Below are 17143 nucleotides of genomic sequence, written 5' to 3'. Positions count from 1 at the left end.
CATGCGCCTGCTTATTTTGCTGCTCTGCGCCACATTACTCGCGGCCTGCTCACGCGGGCCGACGCCAGAAACCTTGCAGAGTGATCTGCAACAACGCCTGCAGCAGGTCTTTCCAGCGAGCCTGCTAAGCCTTGACCAACTGCAGCGCCGCGGGTCGGCCAATGACGCCAACGCGCCGGACGGGGAAAAACGCTTAGTGGTCTACTTCGATGCCACGCTCAAGGTTGAACAGGATCAAGACTTCGGTGCTTGGGACTCACCCGGTGTGGCCAGCCTGGTCACGGCCTTGGGTGCTGGACCACGCGGCTTATCCGGGATCCAGAGCGGCGGCAATCGCGCGGGTGATCTGCTCAAAGTGCATGGCAGCCTGATCTACCGCGAACAGCAAGGCAGCTGGCAGGCAGTCGTGCCCCAAGGCTTTACCGCACCCCGCGCAGCTCAGTCGGGGGAAGGCGGTAACAGCAAACGGGAAACGCTGGTTAACGCGATCAGCACCGCGTTGAATCTTGGCCCTGGCGGCACCAGCCCACAGGAGCGCAAAGCCATTGACGACGAACTGGAGCGCGCCCTGAGTAATATCCGCAGCCGCCTTTCCCGCTTGGAGAGCGGTTATCCGCTGGCAGGTGGGCCGCCAGCCGGACAATACGCACGTTTTGCGCAAGCGCTTACTGAACTGCTAAAAAAACAGGGGGTAAGTGTGCGCGCGCTGAACACCGAAGGCGGCCTGGACAACTTGCGCATGCTACGCCGTGGTGAGGTGGTGGCGGCCTTGTCGCAAAGCGATGCCGCCTATGCTGCCGTCCACGGCATCGGCCCGTTCCAGAATGATGGTCCAGACCTCAGGTTACGCGTCATTGCTAACCTTTACCCCGAGCCGGTACATGTACTGGTCAATGCCAAGAGCGAGCTGCAAGACATCGCCGATCTGCGCGGCAAACGAGTCAATATCGGCCAGCCTGGCTCGGCCTCGCGCCTCACCGCGTTGGCAGTGCTAACTGCCCACGGGCTGCAACCGAAGGATCTAGCGGCGGCCGCCGAGCTTGACCTACAGCAGGCCCTAAGTGCCTTACGTGATAACCAACTGGATGCGCTGATTCAGGTCATTGGCGCACCAGCCGACAGCATCCGCGCGGCCAGCGAAACCGTTGACCTGCGCCTGCTACCACTGACGGAAGCCGCAATCAGCAGACTACAACAGCAGCACCCTGGCAGCTTCGCTTTCAACCTTCCCCAGGGCACCTACCCACAGCAGAAAGACCCAGTAGCAACGCTGGCAGTAAGCAGCATGCTGCTTACTGATGATCAACTGACCGTGCGCGAAGTGGAGAACTTGGTGCGCCTGTTGTTCTCCCAGGACAACCAATGGTTGCAGTACGGCAGTATCCAGGGCGCACAGCTGTCCCCCAAGAACGCCTTGCTCGACCTTGGGGTACCGCTGCATAGCGGCGCTGAGAAAGCCTTGCAACCAGAGCCTGTACCGGCGAATTAAATTCGGCGCGCTCGCCCTGCCGCTAATTAGCAGGGCGAACCCAAACAGTATGTGAATAGCGCTGCTGTAGCGTGCAGGCTCAGCACTGCCAACTAAACTTTCTTCAGCAGCCGCGCTGGCATTGCAGCCTGTATGGCTAGCGGCTAGACGTTCGACCAATCCAACTGAGTGGGCGGTAAGGATGCGACCCGATCTGAAAGGCCCCCTACGCCTCGCCGGCCTTTATTTATTGTTCAGCTCCCTGTGGATTTTCGGCAGCAATTATCTGCTGCCAAAATTTATTAGCAGCAGCGAGCTATTGGGCAGCCTGAACATTGTTAAAAGCGTGTTGTTTGTCATGCTCAGCACGAGCCTGATCTTTTTTGTCAGCTACCGTGATCGGCGCGCGCAGCGTCTTCTGCTTGATGCCCTCACCCAGAGCAGCCATCTGCTAAAACGGACTCAACGCAGTGCCTCACTCGGCAGCTGGGAATACAGCCATGACTTCAAGCTCAGTGAAGAGGCGCGGAACCTGCTCGGTCGTGACCATGACAGCCACACATGCAGCCTTGAACAACTACTCAACTGCCTGCACCCAGCCGAACGCACTCACGCAAAACGCGCCTTGCAGGCCTTGATCGATGACCACAGCCCGATGCTCGTCAGCGCCCGGCTGTTAAAACCACAACAGTCGCAAACCACGTGGCTGATGCTGCGCGGGGAGGTCGACGAACACAGCCGAATCTTGGGCACCCTTCAGGACATCAGCCTGCAGAAACGCGACGAAAGCGCCCTGCGAGAAAGCGAGCAACGCTTTCGCCAATTGTTCGAGCAAACGCCTCGCATTGCGGTGCAAGGCTACGACCGTGAACGCCGCGTGATTTACTGGAACCAAGCTAGTAGCCAGCTCTACGGCTATGCCGTACATGAGGTAATGGGCCGTCGTTTGGAAGAGCTGATCGTGCCGCCACCAGCGCGTAGTAAGGTGGCCACTGCGATTAACCGATGGCAGCTCGGCGGCCCGCCGATTCCTGCGGCAGAGGTGCAGTTACAACGCAAAGACGGCAGCCCGGTATGGGTCTATTCCAGCCACTTAATGCTGCGCAACAGCCTTGATCAACTCGAGCTGTACTGCGTTGACATCGACCTCACTGAACATAAGAAGACCGACAGCGAGCTGCAAGCCAGCGACCACCGCTACCGCTCGCTGGTCGAGCACCTTGGCGATGCGATTTTCATCACTGATGCCGCCGCTCAACTGACTTTTCTCAACCCCGCTTGGGAGCAAATCAGCGGCTTCGCCATTCACGAAAGCCTTGGCAGCCCGTTGCAGCACTTTATGCCCGAGTTGGGTCAGCCCCCGCTCAGCCATAGGCTGCATGAGTTACTCGGCGGCAAACTGGATAATCTACGTTTGGAATGTCAGCTACTGACCCGCAGCGGCCCGGCTCGTCGGGTTGAGTTGCAGTTCAATTTCAGTGAGTTGGAGCAAGACCTGCACGGAAGCCTGCGTGACGTACATGAGCGCCATCAGACTCAGCAACTGCAACAGGCGCGCAATGCAGTACTCGATGAGCTGCTGGGGTTGCACCCATTGCACAGTATTCTCGCGGGCATCACCCAGCGCCTGGAAAACCTGCAACCACAAATGCGTGTGTCGATCATGCTGCTCGATGAGCAACAGCGACTGCATGTTGGCGCAGCCCCCAGCCTGCCGAAAGCGTATTGCCAGGCCATCGAAGGGATTAAGGCGGGGCTGGAAGTGGGCTCATGCGGACACGCCGCCGTGAGTGGCGAACTGGTCATTGCCGAAGACCTCAGCCAGCACCCCTACTGGCGCGATTACCGGGCCGTCGCAGTGGCTGCAGGCTTACACGCCTGCTGGTCACTGCCCTTCAAGGATGATGGCGGTCAGGTGCTGGGCACTTTCGGCATCTACTATTTGCAGCCCACACGGCCGAGCGCGGCGGATATCGCCCTGGTGACAGAGTTCACTCGCCTGGCGGGACTGGCGGTGCAGTTAAGCGTGACCACGATAAACTGATCAGACCAACGGTGCGTTCGTCGTGGTCGAATTTGTTTCAAGTCAATGAATGTTCATATCTAGCAACTAGACTGCGTGCTCTTGCAGAGGAGATACGTCCATGAACGTCATGATCCAACCTGTAAACACCGCCGCAGGTCGCGGCTGGCAAGTGCGCCTGGGTAAGCAAACGGTCACCTTCCGCAGCGAGCCCGAAGCCCGCGAGTTTGTCAGCACCCTGCAAGCCCGCCTGAACGCACCGCATGTCTTACCCGCAGAGCAGCAGCGCGTTGCCAGTTAACCCAGCACGTGGTTCGTACCGCGCTCGGCCCAGCGGGTAAACAGGGAAAACCCCACGGCCAATAACCCGCAAGCAAAAATCACCACCGCAACTGACCAGGCACTGCCGTCATGCAGCACACCGACCATGGTGGCGGCACTGGCGGCGATGACAAATTGCAGGCTGCCCAGCAACGCCGAAGCACTGCCAGCATGCCGGCCTTGCCCGGCCATGGCACAGGCCGAGGCGTTGGGCAGCAGAATGCCTAAACAAGCAATGCAGCCGAACAGCGGAATCAACAACGGCCATAAGGCCTGCGGCTTGGCCAGCGCAACCAACAATAACGCCAGGCCGCACGCCAAGTAGAACCAAACGGTTTTGCCTAGCCAGTAAGCCGGCCCATGCCGCGCGACCAGCCAAGCGTTCAATTGGGCCACCAGAATAAACCCCAGGGCATTACTGCCAAACAACACGCCATAGTGCTCGGCGGGGACGCCATACAGCTCGATAAACACAAACGGCGAACCCGCGATGTAGGCAAACATCCCGGCCACGGCAAAACCGCCCGTCAGTGCATACCCCAGAAACGGCAGGTTGGCGAACAGCCGCTTGTACTCACCAATCGCACCGCGCAGAGGGGCTGGCGGTACATCCTTGGCCAGGGTTTCCGGCAACCACTTAGCCAGCGCGAGGAGGCACATAAGGCTGAACAGCGTCAGGCAGATAAAGATTGATGGCCACCCAAACGCGCTGAGCAGCAGGCCGCCGGCCAGTGGCGCAAGAATCGGCGCCACACCCATCACCAGCATCAACTGGGAAAACACCTTGGCCGAATTGATCGGGTCACACAGGTCACGCACCACCGCGCGCGACACCACCATCCCGGCACAACCGCCCAGCGCCTGAACAAAGCGTGCAGCAATTAGCCATTCCAGACTCGGCGCCAATGCGCAGGCCAGTGAAGCCAGGCTGAACAACAGCACCCCGAACAACAACGGCTTGCGCCGGCCAAAGCGGTCCGCCAAAGGGCCGTATACCAGTTGGCCAATAGCCAGACCTGCAAAGTACGCAGCCAACGACAGCTGCACGTGCTCCACATCGGTGGCGAAGGCCTGCGCCAGAGCCGGGAAGCTCGGCAGGTAAAAATCGATAGCCAGCGGCCCAAAGGCGCTTAGCGAGCCGAGGATCAACAAAAGACGTAAGGGCATGTACATCCAGATTAAATAGGGGGCTATCCGCTACCGTAACCCGGAAAAAACACCGGGTTACGGCCTCACAGAGCGCTCCCGGAGTGCATCCGGGCTACGCCCTGCTAGCCCCGTGACAGGGCGCAGAGATCAAACTGCTGAGTCGGCTTTCTTCCGGCCTTTGCCGATTTTTTCCGCTAATGACTCCACCAGCATGTAGAACATCGGGATCAGGAAGATTGCCAGGAAGGTTGCCGCCAGCATACCGCCGATGACGCCAGTGCCAATCGAGTGACGGCTGGCAGAGCCCGCCCCCGTACTAATTGCCAGCGGCACAACACCGAGAATAAAGGCCAGCGACGTCATGATGATCGGACGGAAACGCAAACGCGCGGCCTCCAGCGCCGACTCGAAGATACCCATGCCATTGTGTCGGTTGAGCACAGCGAACTCGACGATCAGGATGGCGTTCTTCGCCGCCAGGCCGATCAGCGTAAGAAGGCCGACCTGGAAGTACAGATCGTTCTCGATACCGCGCAGCCATACCGCGAGAATCGCACCGAATACCGCAAACGGCACTGCAGTGATCACCGCCAGTGGCAAGGTCCAACGCTCGTACTGCGCCGCGAGGATCAGGAACACCATGATCAGGCCGAAGATAAAGGCACTGCTGCCAGAACCCTGAGACGCCACTTCCTGGTAAGCCGAACCGGTCCAACCAATGCTGTAATCGCTGCCCAGCACTTCGTTCGCAACCTCCTGGATTACGCTCAGCGCCTGGCCCGAGCTGTAACCAGGCGCCGGCCCGCCAAGGATCTTCGCGGCGGGGTAGACGTTGAAGCGTGCATAGGTATCCGGGCCGAGAATACGTTCGACCTTGACCAAACTGGCCAACGATACCAACTCACCACTGGCCGCACGCACATAGACCTGGGACAGATCCTCGGGCTTGCTGCGGAATTCCGCCTCAGCCTGCAGACTGACCTGGAACGTGCGGCCATACAGGCTGAAGTCATTGACGTAGTAGCTGCCGAATGTGGCCTGCATGGCGGTGAACACGTCACTCACAGTCACCCCAAGCGCGCGCGCTTTAGTGCGATCCAGATCAATAAAGTACTGCGGCACGTTGGCGCTAAAGGTGCTTTGTACACCTGCCAACTCAGGGCGTTTGGCGGCAGCGGCCAGGAAAGCCTGCACCTTGCTCGCCAAATCAGCGGTAGTGCCACCACTGCGGTCCTGGATATAGCCTTCAAAACCGCCGGTGGTACTCATACCAGTGATCGGCGGCGGGTTGAAGCTCATCATCACGCCGTCTTTTTGCGACGATGCCATGCCCATGAACTCACGCGTTAAGTTGCGCGCATCCAGTTCCGGCGTGGTGCGTTCGCTCCAGTCTTTGAGCGGCACAAAGGACACCCCCGAACTGCTGCGGGTACCGGAGGAGAGAATGTCGAAGCCGGCAAAGGTCACCACGTTCTCCACCGCCGGATGCGCCATCAACTGCTGGGTCACCTCGCTGGTGAGTTTCTCGGTGCGGGTCAACGAAGCAGCAGGCGGCAGGAAGTAGGCATTGATCACATAACCTTGGTCTTCACTGGGCACCAGGGAGCTGGGCACCCGGTTAAACAGCACGACCATCAGCGCAATCATCCCCCCAAACAGCAGCAAACCAACCGCCGTGCGCTTGAGGAAGAAACGTACGCCCGCGGTGTAACCATTGGTCAGCTTGTCAAAAACGCGGTTGAAGGCACGGAACGGTGCCGCCGGTTCGTGATGCCCGGGCTTGAGCAGCAAGGCACAGAGTGCCGGGCTTAGCGTCAGGGCAACAATGCCGGAGATCACCACCGACACGGCAATGGTGATGGCGAACTGTTTATACATTTCCCCGGCCAGGCCGCCGAGGAAGCCCACCGGCACGAATACCGCGCAGAGCACCAGCACAATGGCGATGATGGGGCCGGTTACCTCCTCCATGGCTTTGATGGTGGCCTCACGCGGCCCTACCTTGTCGGTGGCCATTACCCGCTCAACGTTCTCGATCACCACAATGGCGTCGTCCACCACGATACCGATGGCCAGTACCATGCCGAACAGGGTCAGCAGGTTGATCGAGAAGCCGAGCATGTACATACCGGCAAAGGTGCCGATCAACGAGACTGGAATCGCCAGTACCGGGATCAACGTAGCGCGCCAATTCTGCAGGAAGAGGAACACCACCAAGACCACCAGGACCAGTGCTTCGAAGAAGGTGTAAATCACCTCATCAATCGACACCCGGACGAATTTGGTGGTGTCGTACGGCACCTTGTAGGTCATGCCACTGGGGAAGGTCTTCGACAGGCGCGCCAAGGTTGTGCTGACCGCCTCAGCCGTATCCAGGGCATTTGCGCCCGGCTGCAGGTACACACCAAACGCCGCGTTTTGCTGACCGTTGAGCGAGGTCATCAGCGAGTAGTCCTGCGCCCCCAGTTCGATCCGCGCGACATCCTTGAGCAACAGGCTGGCACCGGTTTCATCGGTACGCAGGATGACGTTTTCAAATTCTTGCGGATCCGTAAAGCGGCCCTGGGTGGTCACCGTGTAGGTGAAGTCCTGCTCCTGCTTGAGTGGTTGCTGGCCGAAGCTGCCGGCGGCGAACTGCGAGTTTTGCTCACGAATCGCATTAACCACATCGGTCGGTGTCAGGTTGAACTGGGCTAACTTGTCCGGACGCAGCCAGATGCGCATGGAGTAGTCTTTCGAGCCGAACTGGCTGACATCGCCCACGCCCGGCAGGCGCTTGAGTTCGTCGATCACGTTAATCAATGCGTAGTTGCTGATATACACCGGATCACGCGAGCCATCCGGCGAATACAGGGTCACGACCTGCAGGATGTCCGAAGACTTCTTCTGCACTTTTACGCCCTGACGGCGCACTTCTTCCGGCAACTTTGCCAAGGCGGCCTGCACCCGGTTGTTGACGTCGATGGTGGCCTGGTCTGGATCAGTGCCAACCTCGAAATACACCGACAGACTCATGGCGTTGCCGCCGGAGTTGGACTGCTGGTAAATCATCCCTTCAACGCCGTTGATCGACTGCTCCAGCGGTGCGGCGACCGTCTCGGCAATTACTTGGGCGCTCGCACCGGCATAGCTGGCGCTTACCGACACTTGCGGCGGGAGAATTTGCGGGTACTGGGCGATAGGCAATGCACGCATGGCCATGAGGCCGGCCAGCACCAATAGGATGGAAATAACCGCGGCAAATACCGGGCGGTCGATAAAGAAGCGTGAGATCACCTGGGGACGCTCCTTAAGACTGGCTGGCTGCGGGGGCAGCAATACTGACCGGGCTGTCCGGGCGAACTTTGGCCAACCCTTCGACGATCACCCGATCACCTTCACTGATCCCGGAAACAATCACCCAACGCCCCTTGGCCGTATGGCCCGTGGTGACCTGGCGCATGCGCGCAATACCCGCGTCGTCGACCACATAAACAAAGGTGCCGGCAGGGCCTTGGGCAACCGCGCGCTCAGGCAGGGTCATAGCGTTAGGCAGGCTTAGGCCTTTAACCTGTACACGGACAAACTGACCGGGTAGCAGCTTCTGCTCAGGGTTAGGTACGACGGCGCGCGCACTGACCGAACCGGTACCGCGATCCACCAGGCTATCGGTAAAGTCCACCTTGCCCTCCAGCGGATAAACACTACCGTCGCCCAGGGTAATTTTCACACTCATCTTGCCGTCTTCAGGCAGCATCAGGCTGCCGTTCTGCAGGCCATTGCGGACACTGGCCACATCGGAGTCGGGCGCCGCAAAGTTGACGTAAATCGGATCCAGCTGGGTGATATTGCTCAGCAGGCTGGCATTCGGATCGCCAGCGACCATCAAACTGCCTTCGGAAACAGTTTCTTTGCTGGTAATACCAGAAATGGGCGCCTTCACCGTGGTGTAGTCGAGGTCGATCTGCTTGGACAGCACCTCGGCCTCGGCGGCCTGGATATTCGCCTTGCTCTGCTCGAAATTGGAGATGGCATTGTCCAGCTCGCTCTCGCTGGCAAAGCCCTTCTTCTGCAGCTCACGGATACGCTTGAGATCACGCTCGGTTTGCCGATAGCGCGCTTGCTCCTGCGCGAGTGCACCCTTGGCCCGACTCAGTGCGGCCTGGTAAGTACGCGGGTCGATGCGAAACATCACCTGGCCCTTCTTCACCGCGCTACCTTCTAGGTAAGTGCGTTCCTGCAGAATCCCACTGACCTGAGCGCGCACCTGAACTTCACGAAAGCCGGCCGTGCGGGCGGAGTATTCAAACTCCAGCGGCAATGCTTCGACCTTTACGGTTTCCACCACTACTTCAGGCGCGGGCGGGGCGTCAGCGGCATACAGCGGGGATGCCAGAACAGCCAGCAACAAGGAACCGGCAAGCGCCGGCAGATGACGGGGAAAAAGCATGGATGTCTCCGAAAGGACGCAGGGCGCAGCATGTGGGCCGGCAATGCTAGTTACATACACAAGTGCTTGTAAATAGAACATTGCCCTTAACTTCATTACACTTTGTGCTCAGCCTAGCCAGAAATACGCCTGCTGCCATGCGCAGAACCAAAGAAGATGCCGAAAAGACCCGAATGGCTCTGCTTGAAGCCGCCGAAACGCTGTTTCTAGAAAAAGGCGTGGCGCACACCAGCCTGGAGCACATAGCACGGCATGCGGGGGTGACGCGCGGCGCGGTGTATTGGCACTTTGCCAACAAGGCCGACCTGTTCAACGCCATGCTCGGCCAAGTACGCCTACCGCCTGAGCAGTTGACCGAGCGAATGCGCGGCTGCCCTGCTCACGACCCGCTAATAACCCTGCGCGAGCTGTGCATCGAGGCCATCGCGAACCTGGCGCGTGATCAACAAAGGCGCCGGATCTTCACCATTTTGCTGCGCAGGTGTGAATTTACCGAAGAGCTACGCGAGGCCGAAGAGCGCCACGAAAGCTTTATCAACCTGTTTATCGAACTCTGTGAGCAGCAGTTCAGCAGCCCGTCGGTCCGCTTGCGCCTGTACCCGGGGCTCAGTCCGCGCCTGGCAGCGCGGTCGGTACATGCATTAATTGTCGGCCTGTTTCACGATTGGCTGCGTGACCCCGGGCTCTTCGACCCACTGCAGGACACCGCGCCCATGATCAATGCCTGCTTTCGTGGGCTGGTCCGTGACTGGCCAGCCCAATAACTTCCCAATACTGATCAGGCTAGACCGGCGCTGTAGCCAGCTTCGGCAATCGCAATAATCAGCTGATCGCTTGGCAGGCTACTACCCACCGTCACCTCGCCACCTTGCAGCTTCACCCGCACATCTGCGGTCGCATCACGGGCCAGCACGGCCTCGGTTACCGCTTTAATGCAGTGATCACAGGTCATGCCTTCGACCCGAAATGTATGAACGCGTGTTGCTTGCATCACTAATCACCTGAATTCACCTGTTAAGGGGCACAGTGTCCTCCCTCCCAACGGGGTCAGGTCAAGCCATAAAAATGCCCCGGACATTTTTAACCCTGCACAGCAGGGTCTTAGGCGCGCCAGGTATGGCACCCCACAAAACAGCGCTTGACCCTACCAAGGTGGCAAGGTTGATTATGTTACGAAACCTAACGGAGACCGTCGCATGTCTACTCTCACCACCTTCGATCTGCCGATCCGCGGCATGACCTGCGCCAGTTGCGCCGGCCGCGTTGAGCGCGCACTAGCCAAGGTGCCCGAGGTCACAGGGGTCAGCGTCAACTTGGCCAGCGAACGGGCACGCCTCGAAGCACCAGCCGAAAGCCTGGAGCAACTGGTTGCAGCCGTCACTGCGGCCGGCTATGAGGTGCCCAGCGAACGCCTCGAACTGGCCATCAGCGGCATGACCTGCGCTAGCTGTGCCGGCCGCATCGAGCGCGCACTGGCGCAGCAGCCTGGCGTGATGTCAGTCAGCGTCAACCTGGCCACTGAACACGCGCAATTGCAGGTACTCCACGGCACTGATCTGGATGCACTCCTGCAGGCCGTCAGCCGAGCGGGCTACCAAGCCAGCCAGCTCAGCGCCACACAAAACGCACCCGCCGGCACCAGCAAACCGCTGCAGCGCGAGCGCTGGATGCTGCTTTTAGCCATCGCGCTGACCCTACCGCTGGTCATCCCCATGCTCGTCGCGCCCTTCGGGCTGCACTGGATGTTACCCGCCTGGGCGCAGTTCGCCCTCGCCACCCCGGTGCAGTTCATCTTCGGCGCACGCTTCTATCGCGCCGCCTGGAACGCACTGCGCGCCAAGGCCGGCAACATGGACCAACTGGTCGCCATTGGTACCAGTGCCGCTTATGGCTTGAGCCTCTATCAATGGGCCGTGACGCCGACCGGCGGCATGCCGCATCTGTATTTCGAAGCCTCGGCCGTGATCATTACCCTGATCCTGCTGGGCAAATACCTGGAAAGCCGCGCCAAACGCCAAACCAGCAGCGCCATCCGTGCCCTGCAAGCGTTACGCCCGGAGCGCGCCCTGCGCCTGCGCGATGGCAGCGAACAGTGGGTGGCCCTCAACGAACTGCAGCTGGGCGACCGCATTGTCGTTAAGCCGGGCGAGCGCTTCCCTGTCGATGGGCAGGTCGTAGAAGGCCGCAGCCACGCCGACGAGGCACTCATCAGCGGTGAGAGCCTGCCGCAACCCAAACAGCCCGGAGACACGGTGACCGCCGGGGCGATCAACGGCGAAGGACGCTTGCTGATCGAAACCACCGCCCTCGGTGCGGAAACCGTACTGTCGCGGATCATTCGTCTGGTCGAAGACGCCCAAGCCGCCAAGGCGCCCATCCAGAAGCTGGTGGATAAGGTCAGCCGCATCTTCGTGCCCAGCGTACTACTGATTGCCCTGGCCACACTGGTGGTCTGGCTGGCGCTCGGCGCAGGCATTGAAACGGCCTTGCTCAACGCCGTGGCGGTGCTGGTGATTGCCTGCCCCTGCGCCCTCGGCCTGGCCACGCCTACCGCCATCATGGCGGGCACCGGGGTGGCCGCGCGTCACGGCATTTTGATCAAAGATGCCGAAGCCTTAGACGTCGCCCACTCAGTCAGCCTGGTGGCATTCGACAAGACCGGCACCCTGACCTCAGGCTCACCACGCATCACCCACCTGCAGGCCGTCGACGGCGACACCCAGCAACTGCTGCAACTGGCGGGCGCGCTGCAACGCGGTAGCGAACACCCACTGGCCAAGGCGGTACTCGACCAATGTGCGGCAGAACAGCTGACACTGGCCGAGGTTAGCGACAGCAAAGCCTTGGCCGGGCGCGGTATTGCCGGGCGGATTGGCGAGCGCGAGTTGGCTCTGGGCAACAAGCGCCTGCTGGAAGAACACTGGCTGCAGAATCAAACGCTAGTCGCCGAAGCGCTGGCCTGGGAGGCCGAAGGGCGCACCCTGTCCTGGCTCGTGGAGCTGGCGCCACAACCGCAGGTGCTGGGCCTGTTTGCCTTCGGTGACATACTCAAGGAGGGCGCGGCAGACGCCATCAGCGCGCTGACTGCACAAGGTATCGCCAGCCACTTGATCAGTGGCGACAACAAAGGCAGCGTCGATGCCGTGGCAAAAGCCCTCGGCATTACCGCCGCACATGCTCAAGTGCTGCCAGCCAATAAGGCTGCAATCATCACTGAGCTGAAAAAAGACGCCGTCGTGGCCATGGTCGGCGACGGCATTAATGATGCGCCGGCGCTGGCCGCCGCCGATGTCGGTATCGCCATGGGCAGCGGCACCGATGTGGCCATGCATGCCGCCGGTATCACCTTGATGCGTGGCGACCCGCGCCTGGTCGCCGACGCTCTGGACATCAGCAAACGCACCTACAACAAAATCCGCCAAAACCTGTTCTGGGCCTTCGCCTATAACCTGATCGGCATACCGCTCGCGGCCGCTGGCTTGCTCAACCCAATGCTGGCCGGCGCCGCAATGGCCTTGTCCAGCGTCAGCGTGGTGAGCAATGCCCTGCTGTTGAAAACCTGGAAGCCGAAGAGTGATGGTCCTGTATAGCCCAGACGTGTCCGCACCATCTGTGGCGTGTGGCGCGAGCACGTCCTCGACCACCTAAACAACCTTAGGAGTCCACATGAACATTGGCCAAGCGGCAACGAAAACCGGCCTCAGCGCCAAGATGATTCGCTACTACGAAAGCATCGACCTGCTGCCCGCTGCCGCCCGTACGGACAGCGGCTACCGCCAGTACAGCGCACAGGACCTGCACCGCCTGGCCTTTATCAAGCGCTCGCGCGATCTGGGCTTCTCCCTCGCCGAAGTCAGCCAGTTGCTGGCCCTATGGCAGGACCGCCAACGCGCCAGCGCCGACGTCAAAGCCCTGGCTGCCACGCATATTGATGAACTGGAACGCAAGATCAGCGAACTCAGCGACCTGCGCGACACGCTCAAAGAGTTGATGGATAACTGCCAAGGCGACGACCGCCCGGAGTGCCCGATCCTCAGGGATCTGGCCGGGCGCACCTGCGAGCGTGACTCAAACCGCTCATAGACCGCCTGTCGGATATCCGCATTCGCTGCTAAAGGTTTTCCTCTCTATGGTCGACGAGTATCTCTTGCCTATTGCGCCTAAGTGCCTGGCACTTTCAATTCGACAAGCCATGACGCCGGTTGGTGTCATCACCTAGGGCATCAACCATGTTCAGCAATATAAAAATTGGCCAACGCATCGCCATCAGCCTCGTGCTGCTGCTTGCCCTCACGGTCGCCGTTCTAGTGAGCGTCTTTTTAAGCCGCTTCAACAATGTAATCGCCGAGGCCGAGCAACGCGAACTGCGCGGTTTGTTCAATAACATCAGCACAGCAATCGCGTCGGAAGCGGTGATGTCCGAACGCCTGTCAGCGTTAGTGGCCGGCCTTCCCGATGTCCAACAGGCCATGGCCAATGGTGATCGCGCACGCCTCGCAGACTTGTTCGTACCCGGCTATGCGAACATGAAAGAACATTACGACTTGCGTCAGTTCCAATTTCATCAGCCGCCAGCCACCTCATTTTTGCGCGTGCACGAACCTGCAAAATTTGGCGACGATTTATCGTCCATTCGCCAGACGGTGGTTCAGGTCAATACCCAGCACCGCCCGTTGAACGGCATTGAAGCCGGTGTCGCCGGCTTGGGTATTCGCGGTCTAGCACCGATCCAGGCAAATGGCCGCCATGTCGGCTCAGTCGAATTCGGTTTGTCATTCGGGCAACCGTTCTTCGAATCATTCAAGCAACGCTACAACGTTGATGTGGCCATGATGCTGCGGGAGTCATCCGGCCAATACAGCTCATTCGCCAGTACATTCAGCAATTCGCAGTTGCTGTCCAACACCCAGCGCGAAGCAGCCTTCAGCGGCCAGAACGTGGCCATTCAGACCGAACTTGACGGCCGCTCGGTCGCCGTCTTTGCCGCGCCAGTAAAAGACTTCTCCGGCAAGCCTCTCGGCCTGCTGGAAATTGCCATGGACCGCAGCTACTACGCCAATGCGCTCTCTGGTGCGCGCACTAGCGCCCTGATCGTGGCGGCTATCGCACTGGCGGTTGGCCTGATTTTGGCCACGCTGATCGCACGCAGCATTGTTCAGCCCATAAGTGCCGCAGCAGCCGCCATGCGCGATATTGCGGCTGGCGAAGGCGATCTAACCCGACGTTTGCCGATTAATGGCAGTGATGAAGTGGCTGACTTGGCGCTGGCCTTCAACAACTTTGCGGAAAAAGTGCGCATGCTGGTCGCCAACGTCGCGGGTTCCACCACCCAAGTGGCCTCGGCAGCCGAAGAAATGTCAGCGATTACCGAAGAGCTAAACCGCGATCTGGCCAACCAGCGTGGCGAAATCGAGCAAGTGGCTACGGCCATGAACGAAATGACGGCCACCGTGCAGGAAGTTGCCCGCCATGCCTCACAGGCCGCGCGCTCAGCCGAGAGCACCGACCAACAAGCGGTGCAGGGGCAGACGGTCGTGGGCCTTACCGTGAGTGCGATTGGTGCAGTCGCCAGCGATGTTGAACGCGCCACCCAGGTGATCGCCCGCCTGCAAGATGACAGCAAAAGCATCAGCAGTGTGCTGGAGGTGATCCGCGGGGTGGCTGAGCAAACCAACCTGTTGGCCCTTAATGCCGCCATTGAAGCTGCACGCGCTGGCGAGCAAGGCCGTGGTTTTGCGGTGGTGGCCGACGAGGTACGCACCCTCGCCTCGCGCACTCAGCAATCCACCGGTGAGATCCAAACAGTGATTGAACAGTTGCAAAGCGCCGCCAGCGAAGCCGCGGCCGCCATGCAGCAAAGCCAGGCAAGGGCTCACGACAGTGTCGCGCAGGCCCAGCAAGCCAGCGTCGCTCTAGAGCAGATCACCCTTTCGGTGACCAGCATCAATGACATGAATGCACAAATTGCCAGCGCTGCCGAAGAGCAGAGTGCGGTGTCGGATGAAATCAACCAGAACGTGGTCAACATCAACGACGTCGCCGACCGGGTCACCGAGTCTGCTGGGCAAACCGCGCAGGCCAGCAGCCAACTGGCACGACTGGCCATTGATCTGCAAAACCTAGTGGGCCAGTTCAAGTACCACTGACAGCTGAGACGATATGGCGGCGGATGTAACGACTGACATCCCCGCTAAATCACCCGGTGCAATGCAGCACAATCCACCGCGAAATGATCGACCAGCTCTGGCCAGGGGTTTTCCGCCAGGTTGACCAGCACGCTGCGCGCACCCGCCGCGCGGGCACACTCCAGGTCAAAGCGGTAATCGCCCACCATCACCAGCTCGCGGGGTGCCACCTGCCAGGTTTTGGCAAAATGCAGCAGGCCGCCCGGATCAGGCTTGGGCGGCGCTTCATCGCGGCCAATCACGTCCGGCACGGCAAAACAGTCGTCCAGGCCAATCGCACGCAGGGTCAGCAGCGCCAGCTCGTGGGCATTGCGGGTGAGGATACCCAGGCGGCAACCGCGCTCGCGCAGCTCACGCACCAGCGCAATCGCCCCCGGTGCCGGCTCGGAGGCCAACGCCAGTTCGCGCTCATGCTCCAGCAACCAGGCATGCTTAGCGGCGGCCAGCGCCTCAGGCAGGCTGGCCAAGTGGCCGAGAATGTCCTCGGCCAGCGGAATATCCAGAGCGCGCTTGATCGCCTCGAAATCATGCACGGCCAACGTCAGGGTGCCGTCCATGTCGAAGACCCAGTGACGGGCGCTCGCGAGGCTCACTTCCAGTCCTCCCGCAGACGAATCAAGCCTTCCTGCGCCACCGAGGCAACCAGCTGGCCCTGGCGATTAAAAATGCTGCCGCGCGCAAAACCACGGGCATTGCCGGCCCACGGGCTGTCCATGCTGTAGAGCAGCCAGTCATCCATGCGCAGGTTGCCGTGGAACCACAGCGAATGGTCGAGGCTGGCCACCTGCATAAACTTCTGCCACACCGACACGCCATGCGGCAGCATTGAGGTGGTCAGCAAATTGAAATCGCTGGCATACCCCAACAAGTATTTGTGCAGTTGCGGGTCATCGGGCAGCTCACCGGCGGCGCGGAACCACACGTGCTTGACCGGCTCACAGGGGTTCGGCGCAAAAGGGTTGCCCACCGTCACCGGGCGGATCTCGATTGGTTTGTCGCTCACCGCCCGCTCACGCATACGCTCGGGCAAGGCATCAGCGATCAGAAGCGCCAGCTCGGTTTCCGACTTAAGCCCTTCGGGCCCCGGCACATCGGGCATCAAATCCTGGTGATGAAAGCCTTCTTCATCGAACTGAAAGGAGGCGCTGCAGGTAAAGATCGGCTTGCCCTTCTGGATCGCCGTCACCCGTCGCGTACTGAAACTGCCGCCATCACGCACGCGCTCGACCTGATAGACCACCGGCAACGTGGCATCGCCAGGGCGCAGAAAGTAGCCGTGCATAGAGTGCACATGGCGCTCGGCTTCGACCGTCTGGCTGGCCGCCGAGATGCACTGGCCGAGTACCTGGCCACCGAATAGCTGACGAAAACCGAGGTCTTGGCTCACGCCGCGAAATAAATTCTCTTCAATGGTTTCCAGGCTCAGCAGGGCGACCAACTCATTCAACACCAGACTCATTTAACGCTCTCCTCTAAACCCAGGGCATCACCACGCGCGACGGCGAAACATGGTACCCGATTGCAGGACGCCAGCGCCGCACCGGGGCAGCCGCCCGCCCCGTTGATCC

At 60.1% G+C, this 17143-nt stretch carries 13 protein-coding genes; 7 read left to right on the top strand and 6 right to left on the bottom strand.

Features of this window, described 5'->3' with window-relative positions:
* The first annotated feature begins 1 nt into the window (after position 1).
* From SOP97_RS18935 to SOP97_RS18925, 3 genes are all read left to right on the top strand, one after another.
* On the top strand, positions 2–1489 hold the full coding sequence (locus SOP97_RS18935; RefSeq protein WP_322950467.1) for a TAXI family TRAP transporter solute-binding subunit: 1488 nt from the start codon (positions 2–4) through the stop codon (positions 1487–1489).
* Positions 1490–1670: 181 nt separating this feature from the next.
* Positions 1671–3512, top strand: coding sequence for a PAS domain S-box protein (locus tag SOP97_RS18930; protein ID WP_322950466.1), 1842 nt, complete (start codon positions 1671–1673; stop codon positions 3510–3512).
* Between the two features lie 100 nt (positions 3513–3612).
* The gene (locus SOP97_RS18925) at positions 3613–3792 is read left to right on the top strand and encodes a hypothetical protein (RefSeq protein ID WP_322950465.1); all 180 of its coding nucleotides are present in this window, start codon (positions 3613–3615) and stop codon (positions 3790–3792) included.
* On the opposite strand, the gene SOP97_RS18920 is transcribed toward SOP97_RS18925, so the two are convergent.
* The 3 genes from SOP97_RS18920 to SOP97_RS18910 form a co-directional block, all read right to left on the bottom strand.
* The gene (locus tag SOP97_RS18920; protein ID WP_274086342.1) at positions 3789–4979 is read right to left on the bottom strand and encodes a multidrug effflux MFS transporter; all 1191 of its coding nucleotides are present in this window, start codon (positions 4977–4979) and stop codon (positions 3789–3791) included. The two genes, SOP97_RS18925 and SOP97_RS18920, sit on opposite strands and share 4 nt — an antisense overlap.
* 129 nt (positions 4980–5108) lie before the next feature.
* The gene (locus SOP97_RS18915) at positions 5109–8237 is read right to left on the bottom strand and encodes an efflux RND transporter permease subunit (protein ID WP_322950464.1); all 3129 of its coding nucleotides are present in this window, start codon (positions 8235–8237) and stop codon (positions 5109–5111) included.
* A 13-nt stretch (positions 8238–8250) separates the two neighbouring features.
* Positions 8251–9390: an efflux RND transporter periplasmic adaptor subunit gene (locus tag SOP97_RS18910; RefSeq protein ID WP_274086344.1), complete on the bottom strand. Its 1140-nt coding sequence runs from the start codon at positions 9388–9390 to the stop codon at positions 8251–8253.
* A 137-nt stretch (positions 9391–9527) separates the two neighbouring features.
* On the opposite strand from SOP97_RS18910, the gene SOP97_RS18905 reads away from it, so the two are divergent.
* Positions 9528–10154 (top strand): TetR family transcriptional regulator, encoded by a 627-nt coding sequence (locus SOP97_RS18905; protein ID WP_274086345.1) that lies wholly within the window; start codon positions 9528–9530, stop codon positions 10152–10154.
* 14 nt (positions 10155–10168) lie between these two features.
* Here SOP97_RS18905 and SOP97_RS18900 read toward each other — a convergent pair whose 3' ends face one another.
* The gene (locus SOP97_RS18900; RefSeq protein WP_274086346.1) at positions 10169–10381 is read right to left on the bottom strand and encodes a heavy-metal-associated domain-containing protein; all 213 of its coding nucleotides are present in this window, start codon (positions 10379–10381) and stop codon (positions 10169–10171) included.
* Positions 10382–10586: 205 nt separating this feature from the next.
* Between SOP97_RS18900 and SOP97_RS18895 the strand changes: the two genes are divergently transcribed.
* The 3 genes from SOP97_RS18895 to SOP97_RS18885 all read left to right on the top strand — a co-directional run bounded on the left by SOP97_RS18895 (position 10587) and on the right by SOP97_RS18885 (position 15536).
* Complete coding sequence (locus SOP97_RS18895) at positions 10587–12980, top strand: heavy metal translocating P-type ATPase (RefSeq protein ID WP_322950463.1); 2394 nt, start codon at positions 10587–10589, stop codon at positions 12978–12980.
* A gap of 76 nt (positions 12981–13056) precedes the next feature.
* The gene (gene cueR / locus SOP97_RS18890) at positions 13057–13473 is read left to right on the top strand and encodes a Cu(I)-responsive transcriptional regulator (protein WP_322950462.1); all 417 of its coding nucleotides are present in this window, start codon (positions 13057–13059) and stop codon (positions 13471–13473) included.
* Positions 13474–13619: 146 nt separating this feature from the next.
* Complete coding sequence (locus SOP97_RS18885; protein ID WP_274086349.1) at positions 13620–15536, top strand: methyl-accepting chemotaxis protein; 1917 nt, start codon at positions 13620–13622, stop codon at positions 15534–15536.
* A gap of 44 nt (positions 15537–15580) precedes the next feature.
* On the opposite strand, the gene SOP97_RS18880 is transcribed toward SOP97_RS18885, so the two are convergent.
* Positions 15581–16168 carry an HAD family hydrolase gene (locus tag SOP97_RS18880; protein ID WP_274086350.1) on the bottom strand — a complete coding sequence of 196 codons (588 nt, stop codon included), beginning with the start codon at positions 16166–16168 and terminating at the stop codon, positions 15581–15583.
* The gene (tesB, locus tag SOP97_RS18875; RefSeq protein ID WP_274086351.1) at positions 16165–17034 is read right to left on the bottom strand and encodes an acyl-CoA thioesterase II; all 870 of its coding nucleotides are present in this window, start codon (positions 17032–17034) and stop codon (positions 16165–16167) included. Before tesB ends, SOP97_RS18880 begins: the two co-directional genes overlap by 4 nt.
* Positions 17035–17143 lie beyond the last annotated feature (109 nt).

This window comes from Pseudomonas spirodelae, assembly GCF_034653255.1.
GTDB lineage: Bacteria > Pseudomonadota > Gammaproteobacteria > Pseudomonadales > Pseudomonadaceae > Aquipseudomonas > Aquipseudomonas spirodelae.
Note: the sequence above shows the minus strand (reverse complement) of the source record. Positions and strands in the feature narration are given on the sequence as shown.